Below are 21,522 nucleotides of genomic sequence, written 5' to 3'. Positions count from 1 at the left end.
TTATCTGGACGAAGGCCCCGGCTTGTGAAGTCATGGGCGGCGCTTGGGCGTTGGTTCACCCAGGTGTACGGCGGGCGGTGCCGCCTTCCCGCCCGGACGGCACGTCGTCAGCGGGACCGCGTCAGCGGGACGGCCTCAGTGGCAGGTCGTCCGTGTACGCGTTCACCGGCTTGTCCACCCGCTCGACGGCACGGGCGTCCAGGGCGGCCGGTGCCGACCGGGTGCCCAGGGTCCCGCCTGGGTGCCAGGTACCCGTGACGGCCACCCAGGTGTCGGCGGGCAGCGCCGGGGACCCGTGGATCCGCACCTTCACGGACTGGGCGTCCGCGGCGCAGCAGCTGAAGATGATGCGGGTCAGGTACCAGTCCCCCTCCCGCCGGCCCGGCGTGACGAAACCGGTCAACTCGACGCTGCGCCCCTTGATGGCCTGCGTACGGTCCTGCTGCACCCGGCTGGTGAACTCCGTGAGCGTCATCGGGAGCGGTGAGGCAGCGGGCAGCGGATCGAAGTGCCGCTGCTGGGCGACGGCCTTGGCGGGCTCCCGGGAGGCGGTGTACGAGCCGAGGGCGGGCGGGGCGTAGCAGAGCAGGCTGAGCGCCGGCAGGAACAGCAGCCAGGCGACGCGCGGTGCGGTGGCGTGGTCGTGGCCGTGGCCGGTGTCGCCGTGCTCCTCGTGACCGCCGTGCGCGCCGTGCCCCCCGTGGCCGCCCCGCTCCCCGTGCCTGCCCCGGCCGCGGTCGAGGGCCACGCTCGCCAGCCCGAGCACGAGCAGCAGCGCCCCGGAGGCGATCAGGAACGGACGCAGCCCCGGCCTCACATACCGCAGGCACAGGTCGGTGAAGAGCGAGGCGTGCAGCAGCCCGAGGCCGCTGAGGACGAGCAGGACCGCCTGGAAGGGCCGTTTCACAGCAGGGCCCCTCCGATCAGCGCACTGCACAGCACGGCGACGACGGTTGTCGCGGTGGAGAAGCGGACCGCGAAAGCCCTGCCGAACGTGCCCGCCTGAAGGGCGATCAGCTTCAGGTCGACCATCGGCCCCACCACCATGAACGCCAGCCGCGCCACCGGCGAGAAGCCCGCGAGCGAGGCGGCCACGAACGCGTCGGCCTCGGAGCACACCGCGAGCACGACGGCGAGCCCCGCCAGGAACAGCACCGACAGCCAGGTCGAGCCGGAGAACACCTCGAGCACGGAGCGCGGGACGGCCACGTTGAAGGTCGCCGCCGCCATGGCCCCGACGACCAGAAAACCGCCCGCGTGCAGGAAGTCGTGCTGGAAGCCGAGACGGAACTCCTGCCAGCGGCTGTGCCCCGGCCGGTGCCCGGTGTGCCGCACGGCGGGCCGCAGCCACTCCTCCCTCCCGAGCCAGAGCCACAGCCAGCCCATCACGGCGGCGGTGACGAGCGAGGCGAGCAGCCGGGCCAGCACCATCAGGGGGCTGCCGGGGAAGGCCACGGCGGTGGCGGTCAGCACCACCGGGTTGACGGCGGGAGCCGACAGCAGGAACGCGAACGCGGCGGCCGGGGTGACACCCCGCCGGATCAGGCTGTTCGCGACCGGCACCGACGCGCACTCGCAGCCGGGCAGCACCACCCCGGCGACCCCGGCGACCGGGACGGCGAGGGCGGGGCGGCGGGGCAGCGCCCGGCTGAACACCCGTGCCGGGACGAACGCGTTGATGGCCCCGGACAGGGCCGTGCCGAGCAGCAGGAACGGCAGCGCCTGCACGGCGATGGCCAGACACACGGTGCGCCACGCCTGCATCGCGGGCTCGTCCAGCCACCGGCCGAGCAGGAGGAGCGCCGGACCGGCGAGGACGGCTGCCGCCAGCAGCAGCGGCCAGAACGCGGGCCGGCCACGGGCGGGGGCGCGCTCGGGCGCCGCGGGGACCGCGACGGCCGCCTCCGCCTCCTGGGCCAGTTCTTCTGTCTTCTGCATGCCGGCTCCGACTGTCGGATGTTCGGATCGAACATAGCGGGGGTCCGACCGCCCTCACCGGCACCGCCACGCAGGGGCCGCTCTCACCCTGCGGAACTGCCACCGGGTGGCCGTGAACAAACAGGTCCCGGGCAGCGAAAAACGGGCCCGGCGCTCTCCGGGGGACAAGAGCGCCGGGCCCTTCGGGGATGGTCGGCGAACGCCCGGGGGGCGTCAGGCGCGGCCGCGGGACGCACGGCGCCGGGTGGCGACCGCGATGCCCGCACCGGCCGCGACCAGGGCCGCCGCGCCCGCGGCGATCGGCAGCGCGGTGCTGCCGCCACCGGTCTCGGCGAGACCGCCGGGCGGGGTGGACGTGCCGCCGTTCGGGGTGGGCGCCAAAGGTGTGCTCGACTCGCCGCCGGCGGGCGGGGTCGAGACGGAGGCGGACGGAGAAGCAGGCGTCACGGGGGTGGCCGGGGCGGACGCGGGCGGGGTGGTGGCCGGGGCCGACGCGGGCGGGGTGGTGGCCGGGGTGCCCGGCGGCTGGGCCGTGCAGTCCTTCGTCCCTCCGTTCCAGGACGCGATCAGCTTGTCCTTGATGACCGGGCGGTCCGGGCCCTTGGGCACGTCACCGTGCTCGAAGCCGTCCTGCGCGCCGAGGTTCCCGTCGAACCTCACCTTGCCGCGGTAGAGGTCGACCTGCGCGAAGCAGCCCGCGTCCGGCACCGCGATGTCCAGGGAGTCGGTCTCGCCCTGCTTCACCGTCACCGAGTCGAAGTCGTGGAAGACCTGCAGCCCGGAGGTGCCGAAGGTGGCGCCGTGGGTGCGGTACGAGGCGAGGGAGGCGGTGCAGGTCGTGGCGTCGCCCGCGGCCCGCACCCTGATGTGCACCTTGCCGTCCCCGGTGGGCCGGAGGTTCTGGTCGTCGACCCGGACGGAGTCGGTGAACGCCCTTCCGTCCAGGGAGAACTGGCAGTGGTCGGCCTCGGTGACGGTGCCCGGCCCGTTCCCGGACGCGTACGTGCGACCCCCGTGGCCCCAGCCGTCACCACCGGGCGTGCCGGAGGCCCAGGCGGCACCCCCGGTGAACGCGGTGAGCGTGAGCGCCGCGGCGCCCGTTCCCAGCAGGCGGCGCACGGTGACACGTCCCGTGTCGGACATACGGTCCCCCATCTTTGACGGCCCGACCCGGACGACGGCAGCGGGCAGCACGAAGCCGCCGGGACCGTGGGCGGGAAGAAGTGGTCGAGAGGAGCGGGTGGCTCGTTGGTCAGGTGAGCCACAGCGCGAGCACATATTCGATCACAGTGGCGGCAGTGTCAACCTCGTTGAATCCACGACGAGTTCAGAACACCATCACGTTTCGGCCACATCAGGAACAGCACACTCCGCTCACGCGACCGAAGCGCTGCGCCCCACCGGGCCCTACTCCACCGTCTGCTCCACCGGCAGCGGCTCGGGCCGGACCAGTCCCGCCGTCCACTTCTCCTCGATCCGCCCGACCTTCCACACCACCAGTGCGAGCGCCCACGTGGCGAAGAAGAGACCGACGATCACGAAACCGAGGGTGTTGAGGTCGATCCCGCCGATCCAGTCCCAGAAGGCCCCGTGCAGGCCGAGCTTCTCGGCGAGCAGGCCGAGCAGTTCCACCGTGCCGATGATCAGGGCGACGGCCACGGACAGGCCCGTGATGGTGAGGTTGTAGTAGACCTTGCGGACCGGTTTGGAGAACGCCCACCCATAGGCGAAGTTCATGAACGACCCGTCGATCGTGTCGAGCAGCGACATGCCGGCCGCGAACAGGACGGGCAGGCAGAGAATCGCGTACCAGGGCAGCCCGGAGGCCGCGCCCGAACCGGCCAGGACGAGCAGCGCGATCTCCGTCGCGGTGTCGAAGCCGAGGCCGAAGAGCAGGCCCAGCGGGTACATCTGCCACGGCTTGGTGATCGACCGCATCACGCGGCCGAGGAGACGGTTCATGAAGCCGCGGTTGTTCAGCTGCTCCTCCAGCGCCGCCTCGTCGAACTCGCCCGACCGCATCTGCCGGAAGACCTTCCAGATGCCGGCCAGGATGACGAGGTTGATGGCGGCGATGACGTAGAGGAACGTGCCGGAGACCGTGGTGCCGATGACGCCGGTGACGTCGTGCAGGTCGGAGTGGTCGTCGCGGACCGGCCCCGCCAGCGTCCTGATGCCGAGCGAGAGCAGCAGCGCCAGCCCGAAGACGACACTGGAGTGGCCGAGCGAGAACCAGAATCCCACCGACAGCGGCCGCTGCCCCTCGCTCATCAGCTTGCGGGTGGTGTTGTCGATCGCGGCGATGTGGTCGGCGTCGAACGCGTGCCGCATGCCGAGGGTGTACGCGGTGACGCCGATGCCGACGCCGAACGACTTCTCGCCGATGGTGTAGTGCTCGGGCGCGACGATCCCCACGAGCGTGAACCACCCGATGACGTGCAGGGCCAGCACGAACGCGGCCATGCCGCCGAGCCGGCCCCACTCCTGCCGTGTGATGGACAGACGCATCCGGGGGGAGGACGGGGGCATGGAGGGAGGCCTTCCTTCTCTGGGTGCTGCGCCGACCACTTTCATGCAGCAGGATCCTACTTGCAAGAAAGTTGCAGTAAAGCCTCCGGGTCGCGCGGCCCCCTACCCCATCCGCTCCACGGCCTCCTTTGCCTCCTTCAGGCCGGCCCCGGTGATCTCGCGGTACGCCTTGATGGCCTCGATGTTCCTGCCGTCCCGCAGCAGGGCGGTGACCCGGCCGAGCTCCGGCTCGTCGGAAGCGAGCCCCAAGTGGTCGAGGACCAGGTCGAGTTTCCGCTCGACCCGGGCCATCCGGCGGTCGGCCCGCTTGAGCTTCGCCTCGATCCCCGCGAAACCGGCGACGAGCAGGGCGCATAACGTGAAGAAGATCAGCATGTCCATGCTCGGATCGTAGGGACCGCTGTCCGCGGGAGCACGGCCGGGCGCGCGGGGCGGTGCGGGTGCGGTTGCTCACACGCGTGACGGCACCCCGGCACCTCGAACGGTCCCCCACCACTGGCCCGCCGCCCGCCCCGCCCCGAAGCTGGCCGCATGGACGCCCCGCCCCGTGACGGCCTGCCGCCCTTCGAGGACCGGACCGACCTGGAGAACGCCGACCGCGGTTTCGTCGCCGCCCTGGAACCCGCGGTGGTGACCGGCCCGGACGGGCGGGTGGTGTGGGACGGGGAGGCGTACCGGTTCCTGGACGGGGAGTGCCCGGGCACCGCGCATCCGAGCCTGTGGCGGCAGTCCCGGCTCTGCGCGCGGCAGGGGCTGTACGAGGTGTGCGAGGGCCTCTACCAGGTCCGTGGTCTCGACCTGGCCAACATGACGCTCGTCGAGGGCCGGGACGGCGTCGTCGTCGTCGACCCGCTCGTCTCCGCCGAGTGCGCGGCGGCCGCCCTGGCCCTGTACCGGCGGCACCGCGGGGAGCGGCCGGTCACCGCGCTGATCTACACCCATTCCCACGTCGGCCACTTCGGAGGTGCCCGCGGCGTGCTGCCGCGCGAGGCGGAGGCGGGCGTACCGGTGCTCGCGCCGGCCGGGTTCCTGCAGCACGCCGTCAGCGAGAACGTGTACGCGGGGCCCGCGGTGTCCCGGCGCGCCGCCTTCATGTACGGCGAACGGCTGGCGAAGGCTCCCGACGGGCAGATCGGCACGGGCCTCGGCCTGACCATGTCCACCGGTACCGTCACCCTCGTACCGCCGAACGTCGACATCACCCGCACCGGGCAGACGGAGACGGTCGACGGCGTGCGCATCCTGTTCCAGCTGACGCCGGGCGCCGAAGCGCCGGCCGAGATGAACTTCCTCCTCGCCGAGCAGCGCGCCCTGTGCCTGGCCGAGAACGTCACGCACACCCTGCACGACATCCTGCCCCTGCGCGGCGCCCTCGTCCGGGACGCCCGCCTCTGGTCCCGCTACCTCGACGAGGCCATCGACTTGTTCGGCGACGGCTACGACGTGGCCTTCGCCTCCCACCACTGGCCGACCTGGGGCCGCGAGAGCGTCGTACGCCTGCTGGCCGAGCAGCGCGACCTGTACGCGTACCTCCACGACCAGACCCTGCGGCTGCTCAACAGCGGCATGACCGGCCCGGAGATCGCGGAGGAGCTGCGGCTGCCGCCGGTGCTGGAACGCGCCTGGCACGCACGCGGGTACCACGGCTCGCTCAGCCACAACGTCAAGGCCGTCCACCAGCGCTACCTGGGCTGGTACGACGGCAACCCCGCCCACCTGTGGGAGCATCCCCCGGCCGCCCTCGCGCAGCGGTACGTGGAGGTGGCGGGCGGCCGGGAGGCGGCGCTCGCGGCGGCCCGCCGATACGTGGAGGCCGGGGACCTGCGCTTCGCCGCGACCCTCCTCAACCACCTGGTCTTCGCCGAGCCGGGCGACGAGGAGGCGAAGCAGACGCTGGCGGGCGTGTACGAACGTCTCGCGTACGGCGCCGAGAACGGGCCCTGGCGGAACATCTACCTGACCGGCGCCCTGGAGCTGCGCGAGGGGCCGAGCGCCCCCGCCGTCACCTCGGACACGCCCGAGCTGACCTCGGAACTGACCGTGAGCATGCTGCTCGACGCCCTCGCGGTGCGCATCGACGGGCCGCGCGCGGCCCGGGAACCGCATCTGGTCATCGACCTGGTGGTGATCGACGAGGAGCGCCGCCACCGGATCAACCTGGAGCACGGCGCGCTCACCCACCGCAGCATGCCGCTGCACCGCACCCCGAGGCCGCACGCGGGCCTGACGCTCACCCTCACCCGTTGCGAACTGCTCGGCCTGCTCGCGGGCCACGGCCTCGCCGGCATCGAGACGGAGGGGGACCGGGGCCTGCTGAAACGCCTCTTCTCCCACGTCACCCGGCCGGATCGGGGATTCGCGGTCGTCACTCCCTAGGCCTCCACCGGCACACGCCGAATGTCCTGCGCCTCTTCCCCGGCGCCTGCCCCAGCCCCTAGCTTGGGAGACGCGTCAAACGTGCTTGATCCGCCGCTGTCATTGCGAGGTCGGTCGCCGTGCCCCCACACCCGTCCGTGCACCACGGTCGCATATCCGCGCGTCACGTCAGAGGGTTGGCGGCGGCCGTCGTCGCCGTGGCCGCCCTGGTCACCGCGGCCAACGCGGGCCCGGCGCGGGCCGCGCAGCCCGGGCGGACGCTGCCCGCCCAGGCGACCCCCGACGGCCACACCCCGCCCGATCCCGCCGGAGGTTCCCCGGACCGCCTCCACTGACCCCGTGACCTCCCCCGCCGCACGCACCGCGCCGGACCTCACCGCCGACCTCCCGCTCCCCGGCCCAAAGGCCTGCCACCGGGGCCGGCACCGGCCCACCCGGCCGTGACCGCCCTGGGGGCCACCCACGGCCGACCCGGGCCCGGCGCGGGCCGCGCAGCCCGGGCGGACGCTGCCCGGTGGCATGACCCGGTCGCCGCCCGGCCGTCGAGCCGATCCGGAAGACAGGCCTAGCCCGGCACGCGCTGCGACTGCCCGAGTTCCTCCAGGTGCTGCCGGACGTGCCGGAGCGCCCCCTCCCGGCGTCCCGGCACCCGTTCACGCAACTCAGCGAGCGCGGGCCCCAGTTCGCGGGCGCGGGTGGTATCGCTCATGCGGCCCCACTGGTGGTGGGCGCGGTCGACGGCCGCCTCCACCGCCGGGTCCTCGGGGGACTGGCCGGCGGCGAGGCGGGCGGTCGCGACCGTCAGCCAGGTCTCGCAGCTGCGGCCCGCGTCGCCCGCGAGCATCGCGAGGTCGGCGCGGACCTCCATCCAGTGCAGTGCCTCCTGCGAGCCGGGCCCGTGCTGCCGCAGCGCGGCCTGTTCCCACTGGGCGGCGAGCGCGGCGGCCTCCGCGTGCCGGCCGTCCTGGACGGCGGCGGTGAGGGCGGCGTGAGGGTCGGGGGCCGCGGCCGGCGGCGGAGGCGGTACGGGGACGGGCTGAGGGCTTCTGTGGAGAGGGAGCTGCGCCGGCAGCCGGTGCGGGGCGAGCAGTATGTCCCCCCGGGTCCCGCCCTCCGGGTACGCCCGGGTCACCGCCTGGTGGTGGAGGGTGGCCGGGTCCGGACGGTGGCCGCTGCGCAGTATGGTCGCGAGGGCCTTCATGTACGCGGGGGCCGCGACCGCGCGGCGCGGGGGCGGTGCGGCGACGCGGCCGTAGACGGTGACCGCGGGGCCGCAGTCCGGCGCGATGCCGCGCAGGTGCTGCCAGGTCTCCGCATCCGCGTGCAGATCGGCGAACACGGTCGTCGAACCGGGCGCGCGCAGCCTCAGCTCCTCGCGGAACCAGTGCCAGGGGAAGCCGGTGTAGCGGACGGTGGCCGGGGTGGTGCGGGCCAGCGCCAGGTGCGGCAGGTGCTGGCGGCGGTCGAGCTGGAGCTGCCCGGTGAGGAAGACGGTCAGCGGGACGGGGGCGGCCGCGGCGGCCCGCAGCCGGGTGAGGACGGCCTGCGGCTCCAGCGGGTCGGCGAGTTCCACCACGTTCGCCGTGTCCGTGCCGGACAGCACCGGCGGGGCGACGGCCGCGAGCACCGGAAGCACCGACGCCGCGTCCACCAGGCACCCCTTGCCCGCCGGCGAGGCCGCGAGCAGCAGCACGGTTCCGGGCATCGTTCCCTCCCCCATCGATCAGGTACGTCAGCACCGTAACCTCTGCGCCTGCAAAGGGGCGACGAAGTCCGGGGAACGCTCAGCGGCCGGCGGGCGGGCAGGACCGTACCGCGAAGATCGTCGTGTCGTCGGCCGGGCGGCCACGGCAGGGTGCAGGGTGCCGTCGCGCACCAGCGGGACCAGGCGAGCGGGGTCCGCCACGCGCGGTCCTCGGCGAGGGTGCGCGCCACCGTCTCCCGCAGCGGGAAGAACTCCCCGGCCCTGTCCCGCACCTCGCACACCCCCTCCGTGACCGGCGCCAGCGTCTCGCCCGGTGCGAGCGGTACGCGCCGCACGGGCGCGGCCCGCCGGCCAGTGCGCCCAGCCGAGCGGAAGCCCCCCACCCCCGAGCCGCCGGGGCGCTCGTACGGCGACGCCCGCCGTCACCGGATCGGCCCGGGCCCGTCCACCCGTTTGCAGGCGATGCGGTCGCGGACCGTCCGCGCCGGCGTTTCTCTGGTGGCGTGTCCCGACGTGTTCGCAGCGTCCGCAGCGTCCTGTCCGCCGTACTGGTCTGCCTGGCATGTCTGCTCGCGCCGCTCGGCGTGCTCGCCGCGTGGGCGAAGTACGGCATCGAGGACGCCGCCCGCTACGCCGCCAGCACCGCCCCGCTCGCCTCCGACGCCGAGGTCCGCGAGGCCATCACCGGTGCCGTCACCGACGGCATCATGCGGGACGTGCACGTCAGCCCGCCCCTGCGGGGCTCCCTGCACACCTTCGTCCACGACGCGGTGCGCTCGTTCACGGGCACGGAGGCCTTCCGTGCCGCCTGGGACACCGCGAACCTCAGCGCGCACGACGCCGTCATGCGCGCCCTGCACGACGACGACCGCGGCGACGGGCCCGTCACCCTCGACCTCGCCCCCGTCACCGAGCGCATGAAACGGCAGCTCGCCGACGAGCACGTGCCGTTCGCGGGCCGCATCCCCGTCACGCACACCGAGATCACGCTGCTGCAGTCACAGGACCTGACGACGTTCCGGAAGGGGTTCCACGTGCTCGAAGTCGCGGGCTTCTGGCTTCCCGTCACCGCTGCGGCCTTCGCCGTGACCGGCATCCTGGTGGCCGTCTGCCGCCGTCGGGCCGTACTGGCGACCGGCCTCGGCACCGCGCTGGGCGCCGCCCTGCTCGGGGTCGCGATCGCGGTGGGGCGCCGCATGACGCTGGCGGACCTGCCGCCGGACGTGTCGCACCCGGCGGCCGGCGCGGTCTACGACGCGCTCACCGAGACCCTGCGTCTGGTGTCGTGGCTGCTGCTCGGCCTCGGACTCCTGGTGGCGCTGGCCGCCTGGCTCTCGGGCCGGTACCTGAGGCGCCGGCGGGCGTCCGAGGAGCCCGCGCCGGTTCCCGCGGAGCGACCGTCGCAGGTCCAGGCCTGACGCGGTCGGCGACGGCGCCTCCGCGCCGTGCCCGTGGGCTCCGCACTCACCCGTTCGGACCGGTTCACCCTGCGGCGGACCCTCCTCGGGGTGAACCTGCGGGGGAAGGCCCCGTCCCGAGGAGGCAACCCATGGTCCAGCACACCGCACCCACCACGCGCGCCGGGCAGGCCGGGTGGGCCACCGGCGGCACGGCGTTCGCCGGGGTCCTGATGATGGTCGCCGGCATCGTGGGCGTGCTGAACGGCATCGCCGGCATCGCCACGAACAACGTCTACGTCCGCGTCGGCGACTACGTGTACCAGTTCAGCCTCACCACCTGGGGCTGGATCCACCTGATCGTCGGTGCCCTGGTGGCGGTCACGGGGTGGGGCGTCCTGCAGCGCCTGGAGTGGGCCCGCTGGGTGGGCGTGGGCCTGGCGGCCCTCTACATGATCCTGTACTTCATGTTCCTGCCGTACGCCCCGCTCTGGTCGATCATCGCCATCGCGCTCGGCGGCTTCGTGATCTGGTCCCTGGTGACGGTACCGCGCACGGAACGGGTCCCGTAGCACTCCGGCAGCGCCGCGCCCCACCGCGCCGCCTCCTCGCTCTCCGCTCCGGCAACCAGCCCCCACAACTCCCCGTCTCGAGGGAGGATTCGGGCATCCGGTCCACCGGGGGCGAAGGCGGCGGCGCGGTGGGGACGACGGAGGCGACGGAGGCGACCGTCGTGGAGGGGGCCGTCCACCGGACACACGTGACGCCGAACAGCCCAAAGGTTCACTCGTACGCATTAGCGATAATGGGGGCATGTCCCGCGAGTTCCCCATCGGCCTCACCCCTCCCGACTGGCTGGTCAGGAACCTCCAGGCCCAGCAGGCCCCCGTCAACCGGCCCGCCGTGGTCCGCGCCGCGATCGCGATGTCCCTGCCCCTGGCGATCGGACTGGCCTTCGGGGAGCCCGCCTACGGCACCATCGCCTCCATGGGCGCCCTGTCCGGTGTCATCGGCGACACCGCGGACGCGTACCGGATGCGCATCCTCAACATCGCGATCCCCCAACTCTTCGGCGCCGTCGGCGTCACCATCGGCTCGCTCGTGTTCGGGCAGGGCTGGCTCGCCGTCGCCGCCATGACCTCGGTCGCGCTGCTGTCCGGACTGATCTCCTCGATCGGCGCCGTCGCCTCCGTCTCCGGACTGCTGCTGCTCCTCAACTGCGTCATCGGCGCCGGACTTCCGCTGCCCCACCCCTGGTGGCTGCCCCCGCTGCTGCTCTCCGGGGGCGGTCTGCTCGTTCTCACCCTCGCCCTGCTCTCCTGGCCGTTGCGCTCGGGCGTACCCGAACGGGCCGCCGTCGCGGACACCTACCGCGCGGTCGCCGACCTGCTCGCCGCCTGCGGGACGGATGCCTACGACGCCGCCCGGTTCGCCGTCACCCACTCCCTCAACCAGTCCTACGACCTCATCCTCGGCCGGCGCGCCCGCCACCACGGCCGAGGAGCCGAACTGGTCCGGCTGATAGCCGAGTTGAACGCGATCACACCGGTCGTGGAGGCCGCCCCGGCCGCCCACCACTACGGCAGACCACTGCCCGGGCGGGTCCCCGCCGCCGTACGGCTCCTCGCGGACGCCATCGCCACGGGCCGCCGCGCCCCCCTCGACCTCGGACTGCCCGTCCCCGCCGGCGAGACGGACCGCGCCGTCGACCACGCGCTGCGGCACGCCGCCGAGGTCGTCACGGCTGACACCCTCGACCCCCGCACCCTCGTCGACCGCCTCGGCCGCCCGGCGTCCCTGCGCGTCCGCATCTTCCGCACGGCCCGCAACGTCCTGCTCTCCGGCACCTCCTGGCGCTACGGCCTCCGCCTCGCCCTGTGCATCGGCCTCGCCCAGGCCCTGGTGTCCCTGGTCCCGGTCTCGCGTTCCTACTGGATCGCCCTGACCATCACCTTCGTACTGAAGCCCGATTTCGGCTCGGTCTTCTCCCGGGCCCTGCTGCGCGCACTGGGCACGGTGGCGGGCCTGCTGGTGGCGGCCGTCGTGCTCGCCGTGGTGCCGCGCGGCTGGTGGGACGTGCCGACGCTCGTGGTCCTCGCCCCGCTCGTCCCCGCGCTGACGCCCCGCGGCTACGGCTACCAGACGGCCGCGATCACGCCGGTGATCCTGCTCCTGTCCGACATCCTGAACCACCTGGGCACGGCTCTTCTGGTCCCCCGCCTGGTCGACTCCTTCATCGGCTGCGCGATCGCCCTCGTGGCCGGCTACCTGCTGTGGCCGGAGAGCTGGCGGACGCGTGTCGGCGACCGGCTCGCGACCGCGGTCGCCGACACGGCGGTGTACGTGGAGAAGGCGTTCGGGGACACGGCGGACCCCGCCTCCCGCGCCCGGATGCGGCGCCGCCTGTACCGGGATCTGTCCACCGTCCGTACGGAGTTCCAGCGGGCCCTGACCGAACCGCCGCCGACCGGGCGCCGGGCCGCCGCCTGGTGGCCGCTGGTGGTCGCGGTGGAACGGATCGTGGACACGACGACGGCGGCCCGGGTGCGGGTGAAGCAGGGGGCGCAGCCGCCGTCCGCCGCCGAGATCGCCCAGATCACCCTGCAACTGCGCGAGTTGGCGGAGGGTCTGCGGGTGACGGAGGTGCTGGTCCCGGTCCGCACCGACCTCACCGGCCCGGCGGAGAGCATCCTGGAACCGCTGCGGCAGGAGGTGGCGGCGGCACGGGCGATCGCGTCCCCGCACTGAGCCGGCGACCGACCCTGCGCCGTACCGCCTCACGTACTGCCGTACGGCCTCGGACGCCGGTCCTCGCATCCTTTACTCTGCCCATACGAAACCTTGACGTGGACGTGATGCCGGGACGGTCGGGTGTGCGGGAGCCATGCCGGGCGAAGAACGATCGGTGAACCGGATGGAACCGTACGGGGGTTGGGCGGCACTCGGCGTGGCGTGCCGCGCGAGCCGAGCCGTCTCGCCCCCGAGGATGGGTAACGGCGGAATCGCGGTATTGACAGGCGGCGGTTCCGATGTTCGGACGGTACCCGGAATCGCCGCCTTCGGCCGCTAACCTTACGTGTCCGTCCTGGCCAGGGATCGACGGGCATCAACTCACGCGAAGGGTTGCGCACATGGGCATTCTCACTCTCCTGCGGAACGCGTTCGGCCGCTCACGCAAGGGTCGCTCCGCCGAGGAGGAGCCCACGCGGGAGCCACAGGTCCCGGCCCAGTCGACGGCGACGGCCGCGGAGCCCGCGGTACCGGCGCAGTCGTCGGGCCATTCGGACGAGCACGACCTGGTGGCGGCGGCGTTCGACAACGTGACGGTACCGAGGCAGTCGACCCACAGGGACGAACCTCCGGCTGCGGAGGCGGTGACCGACAAGCCCACCGCACCGGAGCCGACGGCTGAGCCCACGGCCGAGGCGACGCCAGAAGCCGACACGGCCCCCACCACCGAGGCCCCGGCAGAACCGGAGGCGAAGCCGGAGCCGACGGCCGAGCAGGAGCCCGAGCCGGTGGCCGAGGGGAAGCCGGAGGCCGAGCCCGTGGCCGAGGCGGAGCCGGAGCCGGACACCCAGCAGGAGCCCGAGCCCGTAGCCGAGACGAAGCCGGAGCCGGAGACCGAGCCGGAGCAGGAGACCCAGCCGGAGGCCGAACCCGTGGCCGAGACGAAGCCGGAACCGGAGCCGGAGACCGAGCCGGAGCAGGAGACCCAGCCGGAGGCCGAACCCGTGGCCGAGGCGGAGCCCGCCGCCGAGGTGACCGAGGAAACCCACCCCGGGGCTGAGACGGCGCCCGAGCCGCAGGCCGACGCCGACCCCGAACCGGAGCAGGAGGCGGAGGCGGAGCCCACCGCCGAGGTGACGAAGGAGCCCGAGTCCAAGGCCGACGCGACGCCGGAACCGGAGCCGGAGACCGAGCCGGAGGCAAAGGCGAAGCCCGAAGCTCAGCCGGAGGCGAAGGCGGAACCCGAACCTCAGCCGGAGCCCGCCGAGGCCACGCCCGAGGCCACGCCGGAGCCGGAGCCCCGGCCCGAGCCGCAGGCCGACACGACACCCGAGGCCGAGGCGGAGACCGAGCCGGAGGCGGAGACCGAGCCGGAGGCCGCCCCCGCCGTTCCCCTCACCCGTCTGAAGACCCGCGCCCCGGGCCTCCTCACGGCCTACAAGGCCGCCGCCACCGTCCTCGGCCACCACCACCTCACCGGCACCCGGGCCAAGGTCTACCTCGTGCTGGACCGCTCCGCCTCCATGCGCCCGTACTACAAGGACGGCTCCGCGCAGGCCCTCGGTGAGCAGGCCGTGGCCCTCGCCGCGCACCTCGACCCGGAGGCCACGGTCCCCGTCGTCCTCTTCTCCACCGAACTGGACGGCACCGGCGAGCTCACCCTCGCCGACCACGAGAACAAGATCGACACCCTCCACGCCTCCCTCGGCCGTATGGGCCGCACCAGCTACCACGCGGCCGTCGAAGCGGTGATCGCCCACCACGACAAGTCCGGGGACCCTGACCTCCCCGCGCTGGTGATCTTCCAGACCGACGGCGCCCCGGACGCGAAGACCCCCGCCACCCAGTCCCTGACCGACGCCTCGAAGAGCCACCCCCAGCTCTTCTTCTCCTTCATCGCCTTCGGCGACCCGGAGAACAAGGCCTTCGACTACCTCCGCAAGCTCAAGACGGACAACACGTCCCACTTCCTCGCCGGCGAGACCCCGCGCGAACTGACGGACGCGGAGGTCTACGAAGGCGTACTGGCGAACTGGCGCCCGTAACCCCCACACCCCTCAGATCTCCCACAGGCCCTCCAGGACGCCGCCCGCTTCTCAGCCCACAAAACGGGAAGCGGGCGGCGTAGCCGTGTCGGCTACGATTTCAAGGTTCGTAGACGATGGGCAGCCGGCCCGACAACCGGCGGCCGTCACCCCACGTATCGACCCGGGAGCAGCCCGCGATGGCTCGACACCTCATCACCAGCGCCCTTCCGTACATCAACGGGATCAAGCACCTGGGCAACATGGTGGGGTCCATGCTCCCGGCGGACGTGTACTCCCGTTATCTGCGCCAGCGCGGCCACGAGGTCCTCTACATCTGCGCGACGGACGAGCACGGCACCCCGGCCGAGCTGGCCGCCAAGGAGCAGGGTGTCCCGGTGGACGAGTTCTGCGCCCAGGCGCACGACGCCCAGAAGGCGGTCTACGACGGGTTCAACCTGGCGTTCGACTACTTCGGCCGCAGCTCCTCCGCGCAGAACCGCGAGATCACCCAGGAGATCGCCCGCGAGCTGAAGGGACACGGCTTCATCGAGGAGCGGGCCATCCGCCAGGTGTACTCCAACGCCGACGGCCGCTTCCTGCCGGACCGCTACATCATCGGCACCTGCCCGCACTGCGGCTACGACAAGGCCCGCGGCGACCAGTGCGAGAACTGCACCCGCGTCCTGGACCCGACCGACCTGATCGACCCCCGCTCGGCGATCAGCGGCAGCAGCGACCTGGAGGTCCGCGAGACCAAGCACCTCTTCCTCCTGCAGTCGGCACTCGCCGGCGAGGTCGAGGCCTGGGTGGACGAGCGTGCCGACAACTGGCCGGTCCTGGCCTCCTCCATCGCCCGCAAGTGGCTCACCGAGGGCCTGCACGACCGTGCGATCACCCGGGACCTGGACTGGGGCGTCCCGGTCCCGGCCGACACCTGGCCGGACCTGGCGGCCGAGGGCAAGGTCTTCTACGTCTGGTTCGACGCCCCGATCGAGTACATCGGCGCGACGAAGGAGTGGGCGGACCAGGACCCGGAGAACCGCGACTGGCGCTCCTGGTGGTGGGAGTCGGACGCGGACGTCCACTACACCCAGTTCATGGGCAAGGACAACGTGCCGTTCCACAGCGTGATGTTCCCGGCGACCCTGCTGGGCACCCGCTCACCGTGGAAGAAGGTCGATGTCATCAAGGCCTTCAACTGGCTCAACTACTACGGCGGCAAGTTCTCCACCTCGCAGAAGCGCGGTGTCTTCACGCACGACGCGCTGGAGATCCTGCCCGCCGACTACTGGCGTTACTTCATGATGGCGAACGCGCCCGAGTCCGACGACTCCTCCTTCACCTGGGAGCACTTCACGGCCACGGTGAACAAGGACCTCGCCGACACGCTGGGCAACTTCGTCAACCGCGTGCTCTCGTTCTCCCGCAAGCGCTTCGGAGACTCCGTCCCCGAGGGCGGCGCGCCGGGCGAGGCCGAGGCACGGCTCGGCGAGGAGATCGCGCGCCTGCTCGCGGAGTACGAGGAGCACATGGAGGCCATCCAGTTCCGCAAGGCGGCGGCGGCGCTGCGCGCCCTGTGGTCGGCCGGCAACTCGTACCTCGAGGAGAAGGCCCCCTGGCTGGAGATCAAGACCAACAAGGAGGGCGCGGCACTCACCCTGCGCACGGCGATGAACCTGATCCACCTGTACGCGGTGGTCTCGGAACCGTTCATCCCGGCGTCCTCGGCGGCCATGCGCGCGGCCTTCGACCTGAAGGACGACACGGCGAGCTGGGTCGCGCAGGAGGAGGCCAGGTCCCTCACCGCCGTCACCCCCGGCATCCCCTTCACGGTCCCGCCGGTCCTGTTCGCCAAGCTGACGGACGAGGACCTGGCGGCGTACAAGGAGCGCTTCGGCGGCGAGTCGGAGTGATGTCCTTGGCACGCTGAGCTGAGAGGCCCGGAAGCCGAAGGGCTCCCGGGCCTCTGCTGTGTGCGCATCCCCGGGAGAGAACCCCGGCACCGGTCCTGCCCGTCAGTTCCGTCGGCAGGTTCCTCGCGGAGGTCCGAAGGCCCGCGGTGAGGGTCGGCGTCCGGTTCACGGTCGTCTCGATCTTCTTCGACGAGGCGGCGTTGTACGCGGCGACGAGGTCGGTCTCCGCGCCGTTGACCATGCCCTTGATCCGGATGATCCGCGGCGTGGTGTCGGAGGCGGACCCGAGCGCCTTCACGAGCCGTGCGCGCGTGCCGACGGTGAAGACGTGCGCGGCGTCGGCACGCGCGCCACCGGTGGTACCGGAGCCGGAGGCCGTCCAGCCGTCCTTGGCGGGCAGCATCCGGTGAGCGACGTCGACGCCACCGGCGTTCGCGTTCATCACGAGGGCGCCGGCACCGAGCCCGCCGGCCGCGGCGAGGGCGACGGAGCCCCTGACGACACGGCGCTTGCACAGGGAACGGCGGTGCGAGCGGGATGCCGCGAAAGAGTCCTTACGGGTTGCGGGACATGGGGCGAAGCCCCGGTGAAGGGGCCCTTTCACCTGTCCGTGGTCACCGCCCCGGGAAAGGTTGCCGAACCCGCCCTCGCGCGTGTCCGCGATCGACGGCACGTCGCCGGGACCCGCTGCCCTCGGCCGTCCACGCGAAAGCGGCCCGGAACCGGCTGTCGGTCCGGGCCGCCTCGCCGCGTCCCCTACTTCGCCTGCGGCTTGCGCACCGCGATGTGCAGTTCCCTCAGCCGCGCCTCGTCCAGCTCCGTCGGCGCGCCCATCATCAGGTCCTGCGCGTTCCCGTTGAGCGGGAAGGCGATCGTCTCGCGGATGTTCGGCTCGTCGGCCAGGAGCATCACGATGCGGTCGATGCCCGGGGCGATGCCGCCGTGCGGCGGGGCGCCGAAGCGGAACGCGCGCAGCATGCCGGCGAACTCGCGCTCCACCGTCTCCTCGTCGTAGCCCGCGATACCGAAGGCCTTCAGCATGATGTCCGGCTCGTGGTTCCGGATCGCGCCCGAGGACAGCTCCACGCCGTTGCAGACGATGTCGTACTGCCAGGCCAGGACGTCCAGCGGGTCCTGGGTTTCGAGCGCCTCCATGCCGCCCTGCGGCATCGAGAACGGGTTGTGCGAGAAGTCGATCTTGCCGGTGTCCTCGTCCTTCTCGAACATCGGGAAGTCGACGATCCAACAGAAGCGGAAGACGCCCTCCTCGAAGTGGCCGGCCCGCTTGGCCGCCTCCACCCGGACCGCGCCCATGATCTTGGAGACCTCGTCGAACTCCCCCGCGCCGAAGAACACCGCGTGGCCGGCGGCCAGGGACAGGCGCTTGGTCAGCTCCGCGACGTTCTCCTCGGTCAGGAACTTGGCGATCGGCCCGGACAGCGAGCCGTCCTCGCCGACCCGCACCCACGCCAGGCCCTTGGCGCCCTGCTCCACCGCGTACTCGCCGAGCTGGTCGAAGAACTTGCGGGGCTGGTCCTGCACGGACGGCACCGGCAGCGCGCGCACGTGCTTACCCGCGAACGCCTTGAACTCCGAGCCCTCGAAGATGTCGGTGATGTCGACCAGCTCGAGCTGGGCGCGCAGGTCCGGCTTGTCCGAACCGTACTTCAGCATCGCCTCGCGGAACGGGATCCGCGGGAACGGGGAGGTGACGTGGCGCCCGTCCCCGAACTCCTCGAAGATCTCCGTCATCAGCCTCTCGATCGGCCCGAAGACGTCCTCCTGCTCCACGAAGGACATCTCCACGTCGAGCTGGTAGAACTCGCCGGGCGAACGGTCCGCGCGCGCGTCCTCGTCACGGAAGCAGGGCGCGATCTGGAAGTAGCGGTCGAAGCCGGAGATCATCAGCAGCTGCTTGAACTGCTGCGGGGCCTGCGGCAGCGCGTAGAACTTGCCGGGGTTCAGCCGGGAGGGGACCACGAAGTCGCGGGCGCCCTCGGGGGAGGTCGCCGTCAGGATCGGCGTCGCCATCTCGTTGAAGCCCATCGCCGCCATCTTGTGGCGGATCGCCGAGATCACGGCCGTGCGCAGCATGATGTTGCGGTGCATGCGCTCGCGGCGCAGGTCCAGGAAGCGGTACTCCAGGCGCCGCTCCTCGTTCACGCCGTCCTCGGTGTTGATCGTGAACGGCAGCGGGGCCGCCGCGCCCAGCACCTCGACCTCGCCGACCTCGATCTCGACCTCACCGGTCGGCAGATCCGGGTTCACGTTCTCCGCACCGCGGGAGACGACCTTGCCGTCGACGCGGACGACCGTCTCCTTGGAGAGCTTGTCCAGGGCCTCGTACGACACCGTGCCCGGACGGGCGACGAGCTGCGTGATGCCGTAGTGGTCGCGCAGATCGATGAAGAGGATGCCGCCCAGGTCGCGCCGATTGTGCAGCCAGCCGCTCAGCCGGACGTCCTTGCCGACGTCAGAGGCGCGGAGCTCGCCGCAGGTGTGGGACCTGTACCGGTGCATCGTCGTTCATCCAGTCTTCGCAGGATCGGGGTCCGACCGGGGCCGCTCGCCCCGGCGCCTCCGGGCGGGCACGGCCCGGACCCATCAAGCGTACCGGCCGCCCCAAGATCGCCTCGCCCCGATTGTTCCGGGGCGCCGATATCCCCCGAACCGGCCCAAGGTCCGCTTTTCCACACTTTCGGTGGCACCGCCCGATCCCCTGTTCTTACAGTGGGGCAATGCGCACTGGTGAGCCCCTGCCCGCCGTGGGGGAGGTCCTGTCCGACCTCGCGACCGGCATGTGGCGCTACGACGCCGCCGCCGGGCTCGTCACCCTGGATGCCGAGGCCGCGCGGCTCGTCGGGCTGCCCGCGGAGCCGACCACGCTCACCGAGGCCCAGATGCGCTCCCGGTTCCACCCGGTCGACTGGAACGAGGTCGACGGGGTGGTCCAGCTCGCCCTCACCGAGGGCACCATCGCCGAGACCCGTATGCGGATCATGGACGAGAACAACCGCGTCGTCCGTGTCGTCCGCAGCCGCTCCAAGCCGTCACTCGACGCGCACTCCGGCGAGTACAAGCTGGTCGGCACCCTCCAGGAGGTCACCGAGCCCGTCCCCGGAGCCACCACCCGCGCCCCCGTCATCGGCGACTGGCGCCGCTCCCGTGAGGCGTTCCTGCTGGACGCGGGGCGCGCGCTGGCCGAGGCACGGTCCACGGAGGAGGTCCTGCGGGTCGCGGCCGGGCTGTCGATGCCCGGGTTCTCGCCGGACGGGCTCGCCGTATTCGGGGTGGAGGCCGACCAGCTCACCGTCATCGGCCACCACGGGCACAAGCCGGGCGACGAGGCCCCCTTCACCCGGATGTCACTGGACACGGAGTACCCGGCCGCGGAGGTCGCCCGCACCGGCCGCGCCGTGTACATGTCCTCGCCCGAGGAGTACAAGTCCCGCTACCCGGCGGCCTGGCCGCTGGCCTCGCAGTTCGGCCGCCACTCCTGGGCGTTCCTGCCGCTCACCGTCGCGGGACGCACGATGGGTGCCTGGATGGCGGCGTTCAAGCACCCGGTCACCTTCACGCCCGACGAACGCTCGGTGCTCACCACGGTCGCCCGCATGCTCGCCCAGGCCCTCACCCGCGCGGGCGCCGCCGAGACGGAGCGCGAGCTGACGGACGGGCTGCAGCGTTCCATGCTGCCCACCCTGGGCCCGCAGATTCCCGGCATGACGGTGGCCGCCCGCTACATACCGACCGGCGGCGGGCTCCAGGTGGGCGGCGACTGGTACGACATGATCCAGCTGCCCGGGGGTGCCCCCTCCGGGGGAGGCCGGTTCGCGCTGACCATCGGCGACGTCCAGGGCCACGACGTGCGCGCCGCGGGCCTCATGGGCCAGCTGCGGATAGCCCTGCGCGCGTACGCCGCCGAGGGCCACCGCCCGGACGCGGTCCTCTCCCGCGCCTCGCGCTTCCTGCACGGGATGACCTACGGCGAGGACGGCGCCGACCTGCGCTTCGCGACCTGCCTCTACGTGGAGGTGGACCCGGCGACCGGGATGCTGGAGATCGCCCGGGCCGGCCACCCGGACCCCGCGATCCGCATGGCCGACCGCACCGTGCTGATGCGGCCGACCTCGGGCGGACTGCCGCTCGGTATCGACCCGGACGCCGACTACCCCACCACCCGGCTCGTCCTGGAACCCGGCGAGACCATGCTGCTGTGCACGGACGGCCTGATCGAGACCGGCGGGCACGACCTGGAGACCGGCTGGCGGCGGATCCGGCGCATCCTCGAGGAGCACGAAGGTGACATGGAGGAGCTGGCCGACGCGCTGGTCCAAGCCGTGCACGGGCCCTCCTCGTACTACGCCACCGGGCCGCTGACCGACCGGCGCGAGGACGACATCGCCGTGGTGCTGCTCTGCCGTACGAGCGGGGCGGGCGCCTCCGGCGGCACGGTCGCTCCGGCACTGCCGGTGATCCGGCGCACCGCGCTCACGATCGCCCAGGCGGAGCCCGAGCGGGTCGCGGGCGCCCGGCAGCAGCTGCGCGAACTGCTGCACGACTGGTCCTGCGCCGAGCAGGTCGACTCGGCGGTGCTCCTGGCCTCCGAGATGCTCACCAACGTCCTGGTGCACACCGACGCGGACGCACTGCTGGTCGCCGAGGTCTCCGGCGACGTGGACGGCCTGGGCCGCAGGACCGGACGCCGGGTCCGGGTGGAGGTCACCGACGCCAGCGACGACCTCCCGCACAGGCGCCACCCCGGCGAGCTGGCCTCCTCGGGACGCGGCCTGGTCCTCATGGAGCTCCTCGCGGACGCCTGGGGCGTCGATCCGCGGGGCGAGGGCAAGAGCATCTGGTTCGAGCTGGAGGAGGAGCCGGTCAAGGAGGACGGGGAGGCGTAGGCC

15 protein-coding genes and 1 pseudogene are annotated in these 21,522 nt (G+C 72.5%); 8 read left to right on the top strand and 8 right to left on the bottom strand.

The genetic code is table 11. From position 1 onward, the window contains the following. Positions 1-121: 121 nt before the first annotated feature. The 5 genes from AC5WS8_RS08815 to AC5WS8_RS08795 all read right to left on the bottom strand — a co-directional run bounded on the left by AC5WS8_RS08815 (position 122) and on the right by AC5WS8_RS08795 (position 4,848). Positions 122-907: a TIGR03943 family putative permease subunit gene (locus AC5WS8_RS08815; RefSeq protein ID WP_496102732.1), complete on the bottom strand. Its 786-nt coding sequence runs from the start codon at positions 905-907 to the stop codon at positions 122-124. Next, positions 904-1,938 carry a permease gene (locus tag AC5WS8_RS08810; RefSeq protein ID WP_496102731.1) on the bottom strand — a complete coding sequence of 345 codons (1,035 nt, stop codon included), beginning with the start codon at positions 1,936-1,938 and terminating at the stop codon, positions 904-906. Before AC5WS8_RS08810 ends, AC5WS8_RS08815 begins: the two co-directional genes overlap by 4 nt. A 213-nt stretch (positions 1,939-2,151) precedes the next feature. After that, the gene (locus AC5WS8_RS08805; protein ID WP_496102730.1) at positions 2,152-3,081 is read right to left on the bottom strand and encodes a hypothetical protein; all 930 of its coding nucleotides are present in this window, start codon (positions 3,079-3,081) and stop codon (positions 2,152-2,154) included. 264 nt (positions 3,082-3,345) lie between these two features. Beyond that, on the bottom strand, positions 3,346-4,467 hold the full coding sequence (gene nicT, locus AC5WS8_RS08800; RefSeq protein ID WP_496102729.1) for a Nickel transporter NicT: 1,122 nt from the start codon (positions 4,465-4,467) through the stop codon (positions 3,346-3,348). Between the two features lie 102 nt (positions 4,468-4,569). Continuing rightward, positions 4,570-4,848, bottom strand: coding sequence for a ribosomal protein L7/L12 (locus tag AC5WS8_RS08795; RefSeq protein ID WP_496102728.1), 279 nt, complete (start codon positions 4,846-4,848; stop codon positions 4,570-4,572). 150 nt (positions 4,849-4,998) lie between these two features. Here AC5WS8_RS08795 and AC5WS8_RS08790 point away from each other — a divergent pair, with 150 nt between their 5' ends. Together AC5WS8_RS08790 and AC5WS8_RS08785 are read left to right on the top strand one after the other, a co-directional pair. After that, a complete protein-coding gene (locus AC5WS8_RS08790) occupies positions 4,999-6,843 on the top strand; it encodes an alkyl/aryl-sulfatase (RefSeq protein ID WP_496102727.1) in 1,845 nt (614 codons plus the stop codon). A 152-nt stretch (positions 6,844-6,995) separates the two neighbouring features. Next, positions 6,996-7,178 (top strand): hypothetical protein, encoded by a 183-nt coding sequence (locus tag AC5WS8_RS08785; RefSeq protein ID WP_496102794.1) that lies wholly within the window; start codon positions 6,996-6,998, stop codon positions 7,176-7,178. A 230-nt stretch (positions 7,179-7,408) separates the two neighbouring features. Here the strand turns inward: AC5WS8_RS08785 and AC5WS8_RS08780 are convergent, their stop codons facing one another. Beyond that, a complete protein-coding gene (locus tag AC5WS8_RS08780) occupies positions 7,409-8,548 on the bottom strand; it encodes a hypothetical protein (RefSeq protein ID WP_496102726.1) in 1,140 nt (379 codons plus the stop codon). A 503-nt stretch (positions 8,549-9,051) separates the two neighbouring features. On the opposite strand from AC5WS8_RS08780, the gene AC5WS8_RS08775 reads away from it, so the two are divergent. From AC5WS8_RS08775 to metG, 5 genes are all read left to right on the top strand, one after another. Next, positions 9,052-9,966, top strand: a complete 915-nt coding sequence (locus AC5WS8_RS08775; RefSeq protein WP_496102725.1) for a hypothetical protein — start codon at positions 9,052-9,054, stop codon at positions 9,964-9,966. Positions 9,967-10,097: 131 nt separating this feature from the next. Then, a complete protein-coding gene (locus AC5WS8_RS08770; protein WP_496102724.1) occupies positions 10,098-10,517 on the top strand; it encodes a DUF7144 family membrane protein in 420 nt (139 codons plus the stop codon). A gap of 241 nt (positions 10,518-10,758) precedes the next feature. Continuing rightward, on the top strand, positions 10,759-12,693 hold the full coding sequence (locus AC5WS8_RS08765; protein ID WP_496102723.1) for an FUSC family protein: 1,935 nt from the start codon (positions 10,759-10,761) through the stop codon (positions 12,691-12,693). Positions 12,694-13,076: 383 nt separating this feature from the next. Further along, positions 13,077-14,720 carry a VWA domain-containing protein gene (locus AC5WS8_RS08760; RefSeq protein ID WP_496102722.1) on the top strand — a complete coding sequence of 548 codons (1,644 nt, stop codon included), beginning with the start codon at positions 13,077-13,079 and terminating at the stop codon, positions 14,718-14,720. Positions 14,721-14,899: 179 nt separating this feature from the next. After that, positions 14,900-16,615 (top strand): methionine--tRNA ligase, encoded by a 1,716-nt coding sequence (gene metG / locus AC5WS8_RS08755; RefSeq protein WP_496102721.1) that lies wholly within the window; start codon positions 14,900-14,902, stop codon positions 16,613-16,615. A gap of 217 nt (positions 16,616-16,832) precedes the next feature. Here the strand turns inward: metG and AC5WS8_RS08750 are convergent. After that, positions 16,833-17,132, bottom strand: a pseudogene (locus AC5WS8_RS08750) (pectate lyase family protein); the annotation flags it as partial. A 239-nt stretch (positions 17,133-17,371) separates the two neighbouring features. Next, positions 17,372-19,135 (bottom strand): aspartate--tRNA ligase, encoded by a 1,764-nt coding sequence (aspS, locus tag AC5WS8_RS08745; RefSeq protein WP_496102720.1) that lies wholly within the window; start codon positions 19,133-19,135, stop codon positions 17,372-17,374. 218 nt (positions 19,136-19,353) lie between these two features. Here aspS and AC5WS8_RS08740 point away from each other — a divergent pair, with 218 nt between their 5' ends. Continuing rightward, a complete protein-coding gene (locus tag AC5WS8_RS08740; protein WP_496102719.1) occupies positions 19,354-21,519 on the top strand; it encodes an ATP-binding SpoIIE family protein phosphatase in 2,166 nt (721 codons plus the stop codon). Positions 21,520-21,522: the final 3 nt, after the last annotated feature.

This window comes from Streptomyces sp. PTL18 (assembly GCF_059510295.1).
The sequence above is the reverse complement of the archived record's forward strand: the minus strand, read 5'-3'. Positions and strand labels throughout refer to the sequence as shown.

Excerpts from the sequence above, each read along its gene's own strand:
- AC5WS8_RS08760 (WP_496102722.1), top strand. The coding sequence starts at position 13,077 with ATGGGCATTCTCACTCTCCTGCGGAACGCGTTCGGCCGCTCACGCAAG.
- AC5WS8_RS08740 (WP_496102719.1), top strand. The coding sequence starts at position 19,354 with ATGCGCACTGGTGAGCCCCTGCCCGCCGTGGGGGAGGTCCTGTCCGAC.
- aspS (WP_496102720.1), bottom strand. The coding sequence starts at position 19,135 with ATGCACCGGTACAGGTCCCACACCTGCGGCGAGCTCCGCGCCTCTGAC.
- AC5WS8_RS08765 (WP_496102723.1), top strand. The coding sequence starts at position 10,759 with ATGTCCCGCGAGTTCCCCATCGGCCTCACCCCTCCCGACTGGCTGGTC.
- metG (WP_496102721.1), top strand. The coding sequence starts at position 14,900 with ATGGCTCGACACCTCATCACCAGCGCCCTTCCGTACATCAACGGGATC.
- AC5WS8_RS08795 (WP_496102728.1), bottom strand. The coding sequence starts at position 4,848 with ATGGACATGCTGATCTTCTTCACGTTATGCGCCCTGCTCGTCGCCGGT.
- AC5WS8_RS08780 (WP_496102726.1), bottom strand. The coding sequence starts at position 8,548 with ATGCCCGGAACCGTGCTGCTGCTCGCGGCCTCGCCGGCGGGCAAGGGG.
- AC5WS8_RS08810 (WP_496102731.1), bottom strand. The coding sequence starts at position 1,938 with ATGCAGAAGACAGAAGAACTGGCCCAGGAGGCGGAGGCGGCCGTCGCG.
- AC5WS8_RS08805 (WP_496102730.1), bottom strand. The coding sequence starts at position 3,081 with ATGTCCGACACGGGACGTGTCACCGTGCGCCGCCTGCTGGGAACGGGC.
- AC5WS8_RS08790 (WP_496102727.1), top strand. The coding sequence starts at position 4,999 with ATGGACGCCCCGCCCCGTGACGGCCTGCCGCCCTTCGAGGACCGGACC.
- AC5WS8_RS08770 (WP_496102724.1), top strand. The coding sequence starts at position 10,098 with ATGGTCCAGCACACCGCACCCACCACGCGCGCCGGGCAGGCCGGGTGG.
- nicT (WP_496102729.1), bottom strand. The coding sequence starts at position 4,467 with ATGCCCCCGTCCTCCCCCCGGATGCGTCTGTCCATCACACGGCAGGAG.